Genomic DNA, 14,634 nt, shown 5'->3' with positions numbered 1-14,634 from the left:
TACGAAGTACAGTGGATGAGATGACCGATCTGACCCTGACCTATCCCCCGCAGCTGCCGGTCAGCGATCGCCACGACGAGATCATGGCGGCGATCGAGGCGAACCAGGTCGTCATCATCGCGGGTGAGACCGGCTCGGGCAAGACCACGCAGATTCCCAAGATGTGTCTGGAGCTCGGCCGCGGTCTGCCCGTCGAACGAACCGGGAAAGACGGCAGAAAGCGCACCTACACGCGACAGATCGGTCACACCCAGCCGCGCCGTCTGGCGGCACGAACCATCGCCGAACGCCTCGCCGTCGAGACGAACACCAAGCTTGGCGAGCAGATCGGCTATCAGGTGCGATTCACCGATCACACCGACACCTCGACGCGTGTGAAGGTGATGACCGATGGCATTCTACTCGCCGAGATTCGCCGCGACCGCCGCCTGATGAACTACGACACGATCATCATCGACGAGGCGCACGAGCGCAGCCTGAACATCGACTTTCTGCTCGGCTACCTCAAGCGCCTGCTGCCGAAGCGCCGCGACCTCAAACTGATCATCACCTCGGCGACCATCGACGTCGACCGCTTCTCGAAGCACTTCGACGAGGCTCCAGTGATCGAGGTGTCCGGCCGCACCTTTCCCGTCGAGATTCGGTATCGTCCGCCAGAGAAGGACGAAGAGCCCCTCGACGCGATGCTCTCGGCCACCGACGAGCTCATGCTCGAGCCCGACGGTGACATCCTGGTGTTCTTCCCCACCGAGGCCGACATCCGCGAAGCGGCCAAGGCACTCGCAGGTCGCCACCGTTTCACCGAGGTGCTCACCCTCTTCGGCCGACTCAGCGCAGCCGACCAGCACAAAGTCTTCGAGACGGGCCGCAACCCGGGCATCCGTCGACGCATCGTGCTGTCGACCAACGTCGCCGAGACCTCGCTGACCGTGCCCGGCATCCGCTACGTGATCGACACCGGCACCGCCCGCATCTCCCGGTATTCGACTCAGTCGCGCGTGCAGCGCCTTCCGGTCGAGGCCATCTCGCAGGCGAGTGCGAATCAGCGCGCAGGGCGATGCGGCCGTGTCGCCGAGGGCATCTGCATCCGGCTGTACAGCGAAGACGACTATATGTCGCGACCGGAATATACGGATCCCGAGATTCTGCGCACCAATCTCGCCAGCGTCATTCTGCAGATGGCCACGCTCAAGGTCGGAGCCATCGACGACTTCCCCTTTCTGCAGCCGCCCGATTCACGAGCGGTCGCCAGCGGCATCGATACCTTGGTCGAGCTGCGCGCGATCGAGTCGCCCAAGGCCAGTCGTGACGGCGAGATGCACATCACCGACATCGGGCGGCAACTGGCCAGGGTGCCGATCGACCCCAGACTCGGGCGCATGATCGTCGAAGCACAGCGCCTGGGTGTGGCACACGAGGTGACCGTCATCGTGGCAGCGCTTACGGTGCAGGATCCCCGCGAGCGCCCGCGTGACCGGCAGCAGGCCGCCGACCAGCAGCACGCGCGGTTCGTCGACCCGTCGAGCGACTTCTTGGGCACGCTCAAGCTCTGGAAGTACCTTGAGCAGCAGCGCCACGATCTCTCGTCGAGCGCATTCCGTCGGCTGTGCCACAAAGAGTTCATCAACTATGTGCGGGTGCGCGAGTGGATCGATCTGGTGCGCCAGCTTGAGCGCATGCAGCCCGATGACCCGTCGTCGTTCCGCATTGAGAGCGCAGCCGCAGCGAACGACACCACGCGTGCCGCAGCAGTCGGCGAGCGCGCGAACGACCGCGGTCACACGAAGAGCAGACACGGCTCCAACCAGCGCAGCGGGCGTCGACGCGGCGATGGCACGATCACCGAGGCTGCCGACAGCATCCATCGCGCACTCATGGCGGGACTGCTCTCGCAGCTGGGCGTCTACGACGAGAAGAAGCGCAACTATCTGGGCAGCCGTGGCACGCGCTTCTGGGTGTTCCCCGGTTCGGGGCTGTTCAAGAAGCCGCCGACCGAGGTGATGACCGCCGAGCTGGTCGAGACCGAGCGGCTCTGGGCACGCGTGAACGCCAAGGTCGATCTGGAGTGGGCCGAGGAGCTCGCCGGCGACCTCGCCAAACACAGCTACGCCGAGCCGCGCTGGTCGGCGAAGCGCGAACAGGTCGTCGCGACCGAGCGGGTGACGCTCTACGGCGTGCCCATCGTGGCCGGCCGGCGCGCGAACTACGGCCGGGTCGACCCAGAGGTCGCCCGCGAGCTGTTCATTCGACAGGCGCTCGTCGAGGGCGACTGGCACACTCGGCACGCCTTCTTCGCTGAGAACCAGCGGCTGCGCGCGCACGTCGAAGATCTCGAGAACCGCAGTCGACGACGAGACATCGCGATCGACGACGAGGCGCTCTTCGGTTTCTACGACCACCGCATTCCCGCTGAGATCAACACCGGCCGCGCCTTCGACCGCTGGTGGAAGCAGCAGCGCCGCGAGACGCCCGATCTGCTGACGCTCAGCATCGACGACGTGACCGACGATCGCGCCCAGTCGGTCGACGAGACCGACTACCCCAACACCTGGCGGCAGGGCGACCTGACGCTGGCCGTGAGCTACCGGTTCGACCCCGGCAGCGACTCCGACGGCGTGAATGTGGATGTTCCGCTCGCCCTGCTGGCCCAGCTGCGACCCGAGGGCTTCGACTGGCTGGTGCCCGGGCTGCGTGAGGATCTTGCGGTCGCTCTCATCCGTTCGCTGCCGAAAGTGCACCGTCGCAACGTGGTGCCTGCAGCCGACTGGGCGCGCCGCGCGCTCGAGACGCTGCCGCAGCATCCTGACGGCCGCCCCTTCGCCGTCGCGTTGGGCGCAGCCCTGCGCTCGCTCAGCGGCGTGCCGATTCCCGACGACGCGTGGGAGGTCGAGCGCGTGCCCGCGCATCTGCGGGCCACCTTCCGCGTGCTCGACGATCGGGGCCGCGCGATCAGCGAGTCGACCGACCTGCTCGAGCTGCAGCGAGAGCACCATGACAGCGCACGAGTCGCCGTGGCGGCGCGCAGCTCGGCCAACGAGCGCACCGGGCTCACCGCGTGGGCGTCGAAGCCCGGCGACGAGGCCGCCGACCGCGGCATCGGCGCGCTGCCCGTCGAGACCGTCGAAGATCTCGGCGGCAACGTCGTGCGCAGCTACCCGGCGCTCGTCGACGAGGGCAGGAGTGTGGCGGTGCGACTCTTCGCCGCCCCGGGCGATGCGCTGCGCAGCCACTGGGCCGGCGTGCGTCGCCTCGTCGCGCTCAACGTGCCCATGCCGACCGAATACGTGCTGAAACACCTGACCGGCCCCGAGAAGCTCGCGCTGGCCTCATCGCCGTACCGCTCGCCGCGGGCCGCGATCGAGGACGCGGCGCTGGCCGTGATCGACGCTCACCTCGCCGAACTGGTGCGGCCGAACGCCGCCGGCCACACGGCGGGAGCAGACCTGCAGGCGGGGGCGAGCGGGGCATCCGCAGGAAGTCGTGAGCGCGCCCGGCTGCTGCACCTCGCCGAGGCGCTGCCCCGCGACCCGCAGGCCTTCGAACAGTTCTGCGACCGAGTCAGCGCCGACCTCGTCGACGCACTGTTCGCGGCGACCTCGCAGGTGGCGAAGGTGCTCGGAGCCCAGCGCGACACCGAGCGCGCGCTGAAGCAGGTCACCTCGATGGCGCTGCTCGGGGCGACCAGCGGCATCCGCGCGCACATCGAACAGCTCGTCTACGAAGGGTTCATCCGCGCCTGCGGCACCGCGCGCCTGCCGCACATCGCCCGCTATCTCGAGGGCCTCGCGCTGCGGCTGCACAAGCTCGAGGCGCAGCCCGGCCGCGACAACACGTGGCGTGCCGAGGCCGACACGGCGCTGCGGCTCTTCGAGGGCGCAGGAGGCAGCATTCCCTCGCCCGACTGGTGGCTGGGTGTGATCGACGAGCGCAGCCGCGTACTCGATGAGGCCCGCTGGATGCTCGAAGAGCTGCAGGTCGGTCTCTGGGCGCAGGAGCTCGGCACGGCCAGCGCGGCGAGCGTTCCCCGACTCAAGAAGCTGCTCGCGAAGCTGCCGAAGTAGGAGCCACAGAAGACACATGTTTGACGATCGCTATGACATAGACCCGCTCGCCGACCAGTCGTGGCGGCGCACGGTGGGGCCGAAGAAAGTCGCCGCACAGCTCGGCGAGGTCTATGAAGACGTCGCCAGTGGATTCTGCGGAGCACTGGTGCGCTTCGACCGGCAGGTGGTCGAGCTCGAAGACCGGCATGGTGCGGTGCGCGCGTTTCAGTGGGGGCCCGGCCTGCTGCTTGAGGGCAAGCCGATCGATCTGGTGCATCCGGGGGATGCCGCACGCGCTGAGCGCGGCGCAGGTCGCGCTGGCACGGCGGGGCGCGGAGCTGCAGGATCGGCCGGTCGCGCTGCGGAATCGCTGCGCATCGGAGCCTCGGGCATGCGGGTCGATCCGAAGCAGCGGGCCCGGGTGGCTCGGGCCAGTCGGCTCTTCGTCGAGGGCAAGCACGACGCCGAGCTGGTGGTGAAGGTCTGGGGCGACGATCTGAAGGCCACTGGCGTGGTCGTCGAGCAGCTGCTCGGCGTCGACCATCTCGCCGAGGTCATGGCCGAGTTCGAACCCGGCCCCACCCGTCGCATGGGGGTGCTCGTCGATCACCTCGTCAAGGGCTCGAAGGAGTCCCACATCGTCGACGCGCTGCCCGCCGGGCCGGCGCGAGACGCCGTGCTCGTCGTGGGGCATCCGTTCATCGACATCTGGCAGGCCGTCAAGCCCGAGCGACTGGGCATACGGGCCTGGCCCAGCATCCCCCGCGGCATCGACTGGAAGTCGGGCATGTGCCGAGCGCTCGGCTGGCCCGGCGAGACCGGGGCCGACGTCGGCAAAGCATGGTCGCGCATTCTCGGTACGGTGCGCAGCTACCGCGATCTCGAGCCCTCGCTCACCGGTCGGGTCGAGCAGCTGATCGACTTCGTCACCGAGATCCCGGAGTGACGTCGGTCGCCGCTCTGCTGCGGGACGCGCCCGCCGTCAGTCTTCGACCAGACCGCCGTCGACACGGGTTCGCGGCTCCGCCGACGCGCGTCGTATTGCATCGCTGCCCCGCCAGCCGGCATGCGCCTATGGTGGAGGCATGAGCACGACCGGTGAGCATCTCGCAGAGTTCGCCATCCGGCCGCCGACATGGGCCCGATGGATCGCCGTCGCGCCCTTGATCTTCGTGGCCGCAGTGCTCGTCATCGTCGCAATGACGCTCGATGGCGGCGCGATCGGCGTCGTGCTCTCGGTCGCGGTCGTCGTCGCGCTGGGGCTGGTCTCCTGGTGGTGGATGCGATGGACGGTGATCCGCGTGCGCATCCAGCCGCATGAGGTGCGGCTCTCAGCCCCGTTCTACCGTTCGTCGGTGCACACCGCCGACATCGCACAGACGGCGGTCGTGGACGATGCGACGCTCGGCCGCTCCGGCTTCGACTGGGTGGTGATGGGTCGGCCTCGCGATCGAAGCGGGGTGCGGCTCAATCTCGGCGGTGTGGCCGCGCTGCAGATGCAGACCTTCGATCAGCGGCTCTACACGGTCGTGTTCACGAGCTTCGACGACGCCGAGCGCGCTCAGCGCGTCATCGACTCGCATCGGTTCGGCGGCTGAGCTCTGTCGCTGCTTCGAACAGCAGCATTCACATCCAGACATGCCAAGTTCCATGTCTGAATCGGTTTAGGCATCATTTCCCATGGATCGATGGGCTGAGACCAGATACGCCTGGTTCGATTGGGAGGAGAGCAGATGGTCTAGGTGAGCCCCAGCGGCCAACCGGCTGAGAGCGCCCACTCCCGCCTTGGGCCTCGCCCAATCAGCAGAGTCAGGCTCGCACAAGCCGTTCGAAGCGATAGCGCATGCCCGAGCGCGAGGTCGCCCAGTCTACCTCGTAGGCGGGGACCGCCCGCCAATCAGCCCCGAGTTCCGGAGCAAAGGTATCGCCGACGACACCCTCATCACCCGCTACGTCGACGTCGAGCATCGTGCGCTCGACCACATCGGCGAGTCCCGAATTGAGCGCCTCGGCGAACAGCTGAGCACCCCCGATGATCCAGGCGTCGATCTCGACCTGGGCACCAGCGCCCTGTGCAGCCGTGCCCGTGCCAGCCGTGCTCTGTGCAGCAGCACGTGCAGCCGCATCGTGCAACAGCGTGCCGTCTGCGGTCGGCTGCGAGACGGGCGCAGGATGCCCCGCTCCCTCTGCCACTGCATCCTGCGTCGCGAGCGTCACGGCTTCGCTCAGCGCGTGCACGACCTGCAGATCGCCACGTTTGAGGCCGTGCCGGGCGCGCTCGTCGCTCGCCGCGGCGGCTTCGCCCCAGGAGTCCTGTCGAGTGACCACGATGTTGCGCCGCCTGGGCAGCGGACGGAACCGCGGGTTGAGCGAATCCCAGGTGCGCCGTCCCATGATCACCGGCGCGCCCATCGTCACAGCTTTGAAGTGCGCCAGATCTTCGGGCACGTGCCAGGGCATGCCGCCTTGTGCGCCGATCACGCCGTGGCGATCCTGCGCCCAGATCAGCCCGATCAAAGGCCTGTGCTCGATGATCTCTTCGAGGCCGAAGTCTGTGCTGCGTCCCTCGTGCAGAACCTGCTCAGCTTCTGCACTGCGGCCGACGTCTGCCCCGCGTTCGCTACGAGCAGCCTGCTCGGCGGCATCCCCCGTGCTCACACCGCCACCGGAGCCTTGATCCCGGGATGGTGCTGGTAGTTCACAATCTCGAAGTCGTCGTACTCATAGTCGAAGATGCTCTCTGGCCGACGACGGATCTTCAACGTCGGGTATGGGTACGGCTCTCGCGCGAGCTGCCGTTCGACCTGCTCGGTGTGATTGTCATAGATGTGGCAGTCTCCGCCCGTCCAGACGAAGTCGCCGACCTCGAGCCCCACCTGCTGAGCGATCATGTGTGTCAGCAGCGCATACGAGGCGATGTTGAACGGCACCCCGAGAAACATATCGGCCGAACGCTGGTACAGCTGCGTCGAGAGCCTGCCGTCGGCCACGTAGAACTGGAAGAAGGCATGGCAGGGCGCCAGCGCCATCTTCGAGATCTCGGCGACGTTCCAGGCCGACACGATGATGCGGCGCGACTCGGGGTCGCTGCGCAGCTGCTCGATCACCTGCGCGATCTGATCGATATGCCCGCCGTCGGGCGTCGGCCATGACCGCCACTGCACGCCGTAGACCGGCCCGAGCTCGCCGTCGGCGTCTGCCCACTCGTCCCAGATGCTGACGCCGTGCTCCTGCAGCCAGTGCACGTTCGACTCGCCGCGCAGAAACCAGAGCAGTTCGTATGCGACCGATTTGAAGTGCACGCGCTTCGTCGTGATCAGCGGAAACCCCTTCGAGAGGTCGTACCGAATCTGACGCCCGAAGAGCGAGCGCGTTCCGGTTCCGGTGCGGTCGCCCTTGGCTGCGCCGTGTTCGGAGACGTCGCGCAGCAGGTCTTCGTATGGGGTGGGAATCGCATTGGTCACGCCGTTCACCCTACCGCGACCGATGCATCGATGGACACTCCGCTCAACGACTGCAGATGCGAACGCAAAGACGTGTCGAGCGGATGCGCGGGCGGCTCCGCCTCATCAGTCGACTCCGTCTGCTGTCACCATTCGCTCAAGATCGTTCACAGCTGAATCACAGCAGCCCCTATACTGAGTCGCATGCGCCACCTGCCTGGGTCTCTGCCGCTGTCTTCCTCCGTCGGCCTGCTCGGTCTGACGCTCGCGCTGACGGGGTGCACTTCGAACGTCGCACCAGATGCGCCTGTTTCATTCACCCCAGAGCAGACCAGCAGCGCACCGAGCACACCAAGCGCACCGACAGAACAGCGCGTCACCGTGAGCGCCATGGGCGACATGTTGCCGCACCATGCGGTCAACGCCGAGGCGAAGACCGCTGACGGCTACGACTACGGTCACTACTTCGACGCGATCCGGCCGATCTATCAGAGCTCCGACCTGGTTTTCTGCAACGAAGAGGTGCTCGCCTCGGCCACATCCCCCGCACAGATCACGACCTATCCTCGGTTCCGCGCCCCCACTCAGTTCGCCGAGAGTCTGAGCCGCGACGTCGGCTGCAACGACATCAACCTGGCGAACAACCACATGGCCGACTACGAGCAGGCTGACATCGACCGCACCCGCGACACCTGGGATGCCCTGCAGCCGAAGCTCATCGCCGGGGCCAACCGCAGCTCCGAAGAGCAACGCACGATCGCCTACGCCGAGATCAACGGCATGAAGATCGCCCAGCTCGCCTTCACCGCGCAGAGCAACATGGGGCACACGACCTTCGGTCTGAACACCACCGACGGCCCGCTCATGGATGAGCAGCTCGCCGAGGCCCACAAACAGGCCGATGTCGTCATGGTCTCAATGCACTGGGGTACCGAAGACTCCACGGCGACCGATGCCCCACAGCGCGAGCTCACGCAGAAGCTCGTGAACGCGGGCGCCGACGTCGTCATCGGCACCGGCCCGCATGTACTGCAGCCGGCCGAGTTCATCGATCGTCCGGATGGCGGGCGCACGCTGGTCTGGAACTCACTGGGCAACATGCTCTCGACGCAGGTGCCGGTCAACAATCGCACCGGAGGCATCGCGCAGTGGCAGCTGGTGCGCACCGGCGACGGCCCGGTCACCGTCGAGCAGGCCACGTTCACACCGACGTTCATGGACTTCGTCGCTCGCGGCGTCTCGCTGGGGGCTCGACACGGCCTGCGCATCCTGCCGATGTCGCAGGCCGACGAGCGGGTGCGCAGCGAGTTTCCCGGCGAAAGCGCCGACAGCCGCTACGCGTTCGTGCAGAAGACTGTGGGCGATCAGGTGCAGGTGGTGCGCTGACGCTCAGCCGCGACCAGGATTGCTCGGACGACGCCCGCGCTTCGGCAGCCGGGCGGCCGGCCGGTTGGTGAGTGCGTAGCGTTCGAGGATGCGCAGGAAGTCCTGCTGCAGCTGGCGCCACAGCCACACGCTCACGCGTTTGGCGGGCACCTCGGGAGCTTCGGAGAGCCAGATCGAGATGGTCCCGATCACCGCACCGGCGAGAAAGGCCGCGTCAGCGTCGAACCCCATCGGCACTGCGGTGCTGCGGTCGGCGTACTGCAACAGGCTCTGCTCGATGATCGCGCGAAACTGCTCGCGCAGACGGTGCGTGACCGCGGCGCTGCCTTTCGGGCCGAGCGCCCAGGCATAGGCCGACTTGTATTCGGCGATGTGCTCCAGATACTGCATGAGCGTCTTGGGCAGGCCGGTCTCGGCGTCGTGCGGCACTCCGGGCGAGATCATGTTCGTTTGATTGACGCTGATCGAGAGCTCTTCGAACGCGTCGGCGAGCAGTTCGTCGATATCGCTGTAGTGCACGTAGAACGAGCTGCGGTTGACGCCTGCCTCGCGAACGACGTCTGAGATCGAGATGACCTCGATCGGCTCCTGACTGATCAGGGTGAGCACGGCCGTGCGCAGCGCCTGACGAGTTCGCTGCGCCCTGGGGTCGAGAACTCTGTCATTCTGCCGTGGCACGTCCCTCATTGTATGCCCGTCTTTTGCATAGTGTGCAGCGAATTGTCACCACGTCTTCACGCACGTGTGCGCCAGCGCTGTCGAGGTTCCGTCGCCGGCGATCGGGCCGACACATCCCCTGTGTGGTCAGACCTCAGAAGGGTGTGCGCAGGTGCGGCGCACGGGCGGTCGAGAACAGGTCATCGGCCAGCGCCAAGGTCTCCGCCTCGCATTCGCCCAGCCCACAGGCTCGCCCGGCACCGGCCAGCAGGCTCGCCGAGGTGTATCCGAAGAGCAGCGACCCCAGGTCGGCGACGTCCAGTTCCAGCGTCGGCACCGAAGCGTCCGTCGTCGCGGCGCCGCGCAGGCGTTCGACGGTGCCTGCGCCCAGCTCGTCGACCTGCAGCAGATAGTCTCCGTCGGCATAGCCCAACGCGTCGCCGACGCGCAGCCGCAGCCGAGTCCCGGCCGGGCTGCGCGACCACGACCGCGCTGCGAGCGCTGAACAGACGTCGAGCACACGCACCCAGAGCGAGTCGCTGGTCTGCTTCGCCGCGACCGCCCGCGGATCGTTCAGCAGCCACGGCAGCAGGAAGTCGACCGGCTGACTGCGTGCAGAGACCTCGCCGACCAGATCGGTCGAGAGCAGATGGCGCCAGAGCGCCGCCTCGGCAGCGGGATCTGCCGCGCAGACCTCGTCGACCACCAGACGGCCGTGCTCCTCGCCGCCGGAGACTCGGTACAGGGCGAAGCCTTCAAGTCGCCCAGTCTTCGCAGAGTCGACGCGCAGCGCAAGCGTGGTGCCTGAGTCACCGTGGTTGAACAGCCGCAGCGAGAAGACTCGCAGCGCCTGCTGCCACCACACGTCACGTCGACCGATGTCTCCGGCATTCCGCGCACGTTCGAACACCTGCGGCGCCTCGGCGCGCAGGGCCTGCGGCGCGACCAGCCGCACAGTCATATCGTCGTCTGCCCGGTCGCGCCATGAGACACGTCTCGGATCGAAGCGCAGCGTCGTCGAGCGCGTGGCCGGGCCGAATCCGAATCTCCCGTAGATGCCGCCTTCGGTTGCGGTCAGCACAGCGGCGGATGCTCCGCTCGCGATCGCTGCGTCCAGCTGATCCGTGATCATGGCTCGTGCGATGCCCCGCCGACGATGCGTGCCGGCGACTGTCACAGCAGAAATCGCCCAGGCATCCACCGATGAGCCACCGACAAGCGTGAGACCGGTCGGCCACCCTTGGGCGGTGCCCGCCGGCGATGCCGCGATCGCGCTGTGCATGGCCTCTTCGTCAGTCGGGTCTTCGTCGATTTCGCGATCACTCTGATCGGCAGAATCGCCCTCGATGCTCAGAGCGTCGTCGTAGATGCCGATGATGCGACTGCCGACCAACGTGTCGCGCAGCTCTCGACGCATGCGCGGTGTCGGCGGCAGCGCATCGAGAAAGCCGCGCTCCATGGCGCCGAGCCAGCCGTCGACCGCGACCTCGTCAGACTGATCGACCACTCGGCCCTGCAGTCGGGCGGCGTCCAGTCTGCGCTGCGCGTTCGACGAGAACGTCTCGAGCGCGTCAGCGTTCAGACGCTGCGGCTGGCGCTGCGACATGGTCTCCCGCTTTCTGAGTCAGTCGTCGATGGTCTCAGCGGCCGTGGCCTCCCAGAGGTCGCGGTCGACGAACTCGACTTTGGGCGGAGTCACCGCGTCTCGATGCTTCGCACGGTCGATGATGGTGCGAGCCTGCGCGAGCCTGCCGGCCTCGAGCGCGTTGCTGATGGTCTTGGCGTGTGCCAGAAAGCGGGGATCCTCGGCGCTGTCGATGCCCTCCCCGAGCGAGACGAAGCGCACCTGGCTCGCGCTGACGGCCTCAAGGCTGTCGAGCAGACTCACCGCGTTCAGACCGAGTACGCAGAGTTCTGAGACCACCGCGGTGTCGTCCGCGTCGAAGGTCTCCAGCGCCTCGCGAATGCGGTAGTGCCAGTCTTCCTGCGTGCGCGGTGCGATCTCTGTGCACTCGCTGACCTGAGCGTCGTCGAGGGCCGCGCGCTGGTCGGGAACGGTCGGAAGCCCGGGGTGGTCGATGATCAGTCCGTGTGTCGCCATCAGAAATCCTCATCCTGTCTCGCAGCGACGCGCCGACCCTCGACGCGTCCGAAGGGCATCCTGCCCCCACCACGTTACACGCCGCGATCGGCGGTCACGGCTCTCAGCCGACCAGCGGAATGCACCTCTGCGGACGCTTCACGACGACGACTGCACTCACGGCGCGACGCCTGCGGCAGCACGTTTGAACCCAGCTCTGACGTTCTCGCAGCAGCCTGGCCGACACACGTCGAACCACGGGCCGAGGGCGGTGGCAGACGGGCGATCAGCCGGATCGACCGCCGACATGCGTTCTTCGATGAGGTCTACGATGCCGGCCACCTGCGTGTGGGCGGTGCCGGGAGTTTCCGTTCGCACGGCGCGAAGACCGGCTTCTGACGCCGCCTCGAGAGCCTCGGTGTCGAGATCCCAGAGCACCTCCATGTGGTCGCTGACGAATCCGATGGGCGAGATCGCGATGGCCTCGACCGACTCGCCCGGCAGCTCGGCGATGCGGTCGCAGACATCCGGTTCCAGCCAGGGCTGTGCCGCGGGCCCTGATCGAGATTGGTAGACGAGCTCCCAGCTCACGTCTTTGAGCATCGCATCCTGATCGCCGACGCGACGCATCACCGCTGCCGCCACCGCCCGGTGCTGTGCCTCATACGCGCCACCCGGGCCGAAGTCTGCATCTCGTGGCCCCGACCGCTGCGCGTCGGCGAGAGGAATCGAATGGGTGGTGAAGAGCACACGCATGTGTTCGACGTCGGTTCCATCGTCGCGGAACCTCTGCAGAGCAGACAGAACGCTCGGAACGAATGAGTCGACGAAGCCCGGGTGATCGAAGAACTGACGAATCTTGTCGATCGTCATGGTCTCGGCGAGGCCGGTCTCTTCGAGCGCACGAGCGAAGTCTTCTCGGTACTGACGGCAGCTTGAGAACGAGCTGTAGGCACTCGTGGCGAGCGCCAGGAGTCGATGGTCGCCTGCCGCATCCGCCTCGCGTACCGCATCAGTCAGATACGGTGCCCAGTTGCGGTTGCCCCAGTACACGGGCAGGTCGATGCCTCGCGCCGCCAGCTCGCGCTCGAGCGCCTTCTTCAGTGCTCGGTTCTGCGCGTTGATCGGGCTGATGCCGCCGAAGCGACGGTAATGGTGGGCGACCTCTTCAAGCCGTTCTTCTGGAATGCCGCGACCGCGAGTCACATTTCTGAGAAAGGGAATGACGTCTTCCTGCCCTTCGGGGCCTCCGAAGCCGGCAAGAAGAATGCCGTCGTATCGCTGCGGCTGAGAGACGAACGGCGCCCCTGCTGCGCTTGCAGGCGAGGCATAGGGCACAGCGGTGTTCTGCTCCATCGAAAGCTCCGATCATGGTGAGAAGGCGTTGGGGCGCACTCCGGCCCTGCGTGCACAGCTCTACCGTGAGAAATGGCGGCAGTCAGGCTCCCTGACTTGGATTATCTAACTTGGTAAACAATATACCTTGCGAGCGGCGTGCCACATCCGCCCGCATTCAGCGCCCGCTTCCAGCGCCACCTGGAACGGTGCACCACGGCCACTGGCGAATGTGTGGAGGCAGCAGATCGAAGCACAGGGCGTCTCGCAGCACGGCCGCGTCAAGGTCAAGCGAGCCGCGACGCGTGAACAGCTGTCGCGGGAGACTGCAGCAGGGGTGGCTGAATCCGAGGTGCACGAACGTTTGTTCTCAACGTCGGTGTCCGCGAGAGCCCCAACTTCAACCCGCCTGCCCCCTGCTGCATCGAGATCTCATGAAGGCCGAGGTGTCGATTCTCGCGAGGGCGCACAGCCCACCTGCGTGGATCACTCGCTCTCTACCGCGATCACTCGCAAACCGGCCGATTTCGTCCAATCCGTGCAGGCAGAGTGCAATCCCCGCAGGTGCGCTCCAGCAGACAGAGCTCAGCACTTACCGCTGTGCCGAGTCAGATTAGAAATCCCAGTCGTCGTCTTCGGTATTGACGGCCTTGCCGATCACATATGACGAGCCCGAGCCAGAGAAGAAGTCGTGGTTCTCATCGGCGTTCGGCGACAGCGCCGAGAGAATCGCCGGGCTCACGTTGGTGACCGATGACGGGAACATCGGCTCATACCCGAGGTTCATCAGCGCCTTGTTCGCATTGTAATGCAAGAAGCGCTTGACGTCTTCGGTGAGACCCGCCTCGTCGTAGAGATCCTGGGTGTACTCGACCTCGTTGTCGTACAGGTCGTACATCAGCGAGAACGTGTACTCCTTGAGCTCGTCGCGCTTGGCCTGATCGACCGCTTCGAGCCCCTTCTGAAACTTGTAGCCGATGTAGTAGCCGTGCACCGCCTCGTCACGAATGATCAGGCGAATCAGATCGGCCGTGTTCGTGAGCTTCGCATGGCTCGACCAGTACATCGGCAGGTAGAAGCCCGAGTAGAACAGGAACGACTCGAGCAGAGTCGAGGCCACCTTGCGTTTGAGCGGGTCGTCACCGCGGTAGTACTCGAGCACGATCGCGGCCTTGCGCTGCAGCTTCTGGTTGTCGACCGACCAGCGGAAGGCATCATCGATGTCAGGCGTGTTACACAGCGTCGAGAAGATCGACGAGTACGACTTCGCGTGCACGCTCTCCATGAACGCGATGTTCGTATACACCGCCTCTTCGTGCGGGGTGATCGAGTCGGGAATCAGCGAGACCGCACCGACGGTGCCCTGAATCGTGTCGAGCAGTGTGAGACCAGTGAACACGCGCATGGTGAGCGTCTTCTCGGCCTCGGTGAGCGTGGCCCACGACTGGATGTCGTTCGAGAGCGGCACCTTCTCAGGCAGCCAGAAGTTGCCGGTCAGACGCTGCCAGACCTCGAGGTCTTTGTCGTCTTCAATGCGATTCCAGTTGATCGCGTCGACCCGGTCGACGAGCTTGAGCTTCGGTGCAGACATCTCTCTCCCTCAGAATGAAAATCGCGGTCACGGCAGCAGACAAGAGGAGCCCTCGCAGACACGGGGACTCCTCCTGACACTAGTCGCATCAATCGGCCT

Annotated in this window: 11 protein-coding genes; 4 read left to right on the top strand and 7 right to left on the bottom strand. The window is 66.1% G+C overall.

Annotation, left to right across the window (positions count from 1 at the left end; genetic code table 11):
- Positions 1-20: 20 nt before the first annotated feature.
- From hrpA to F8O09_RS08560, 3 genes are all read left to right on the top strand, one after another.
- Complete coding sequence (hrpA, locus tag F8O09_RS08570) at positions 21-4,061, top strand: ATP-dependent RNA helicase HrpA (RefSeq protein ID WP_158054918.1); 4,041 nt, start codon at positions 21-23, stop codon at positions 4,059-4,061.
- Between the two features lie 16 nt (positions 4,062-4,077).
- The gene (locus F8O09_RS08565) at positions 4,078-4,989 is read left to right on the top strand and encodes a DUF3097 family protein (protein ID WP_158054916.1); all 912 of its coding nucleotides are present in this window, start codon (positions 4,078-4,080) and stop codon (positions 4,987-4,989) included.
- A gap of 139 nt (positions 4,990-5,128) precedes the next feature.
- Complete coding sequence (locus tag F8O09_RS08560; protein ID WP_158054915.1) at positions 5,129-5,641, top strand: hypothetical protein; 513 nt, start codon at positions 5,129-5,131, stop codon at positions 5,639-5,641.
- 211 nt (positions 5,642-5,852) lie between these two features.
- Here the strand turns inward: F8O09_RS08560 and F8O09_RS10675 are convergent, their stop codons facing one another.
- Positions 5,853-6,701 carry a dihydrofolate reductase gene (locus F8O09_RS10675; protein ID WP_412973586.1) on the bottom strand — a complete coding sequence of 283 codons (849 nt, stop codon included), beginning with the start codon at positions 6,699-6,701 and terminating at the stop codon, positions 5,853-5,855.
- Positions 6,698-7,516, bottom strand: a complete 819-nt coding sequence (locus F8O09_RS08550) for a thymidylate synthase (RefSeq protein WP_225732956.1) — start codon at positions 7,514-7,516, stop codon at positions 6,698-6,700. Before F8O09_RS08550 ends, F8O09_RS10675 begins: the two co-directional genes overlap by 4 nt.
- A gap of 174 nt (positions 7,517-7,690) precedes the next feature.
- Between F8O09_RS08550 and F8O09_RS08545 the strand changes: the two genes are divergently transcribed.
- Positions 7,691-8,872, top strand: a complete 1,182-nt coding sequence (locus tag F8O09_RS08545) for a CapA family protein (RefSeq protein ID WP_158054913.1) — start codon at positions 7,691-7,693, stop codon at positions 8,870-8,872.
- 3 nt (positions 8,873-8,875) lie between these two features.
- On the opposite strand, the gene F8O09_RS08540 is transcribed toward F8O09_RS08545, so the two are convergent.
- From F8O09_RS08540 to nrdF, 5 genes are all read right to left on the bottom strand, one after another.
- Complete coding sequence (locus F8O09_RS08540) at positions 8,876-9,550, bottom strand: TetR/AcrR family transcriptional regulator (protein WP_192496559.1); 675 nt, start codon at positions 9,548-9,550, stop codon at positions 8,876-8,878.
- 133 nt (positions 9,551-9,683) lie between these two features.
- Entirely contained in the window at positions 9,684-11,135 is a 1,452-nt protein-coding gene (locus F8O09_RS08535; protein ID WP_158054911.1) for a GNAT family N-acetyltransferase, read from the bottom strand.
- Positions 11,136-11,153: 18 nt separating this feature from the next.
- Positions 11,154-11,630 carry a hypothetical protein gene (locus F8O09_RS08530; RefSeq protein ID WP_158054910.1) on the bottom strand — a complete coding sequence of 159 codons (477 nt, stop codon included), beginning with the start codon at positions 11,628-11,630 and terminating at the stop codon, positions 11,154-11,156.
- Between the two features lie 156 nt (positions 11,631-11,786).
- Positions 11,787-12,965, bottom strand: coding sequence for a ferrochelatase (locus F8O09_RS08525; protein WP_158030194.1), 1,179 nt, complete (start codon positions 12,963-12,965; stop codon positions 11,787-11,789).
- A gap of 592 nt (positions 12,966-13,557) precedes the next feature.
- Positions 13,558-14,535, bottom strand: a complete 978-nt coding sequence (nrdF, locus tag F8O09_RS08520; RefSeq protein ID WP_158043070.1) for a class 1b ribonucleoside-diphosphate reductase subunit beta — start codon at positions 14,533-14,535, stop codon at positions 13,558-13,560.
- Positions 14,536-14,634 lie beyond the last annotated feature (99 nt).

The organism is Pseudoclavibacter sp. CFCC 11306, from assembly GCF_008831235.1.
Taxonomy (GTDB): domain Bacteria; phylum Actinomycetota; class Actinomycetes; order Actinomycetales; family Microbacteriaceae; genus Pseudoclavibacter_A.
The sequence above is the reverse complement of the archived record's forward strand: the minus strand, read 5'-3'. Positions and strand labels throughout refer to the sequence as shown.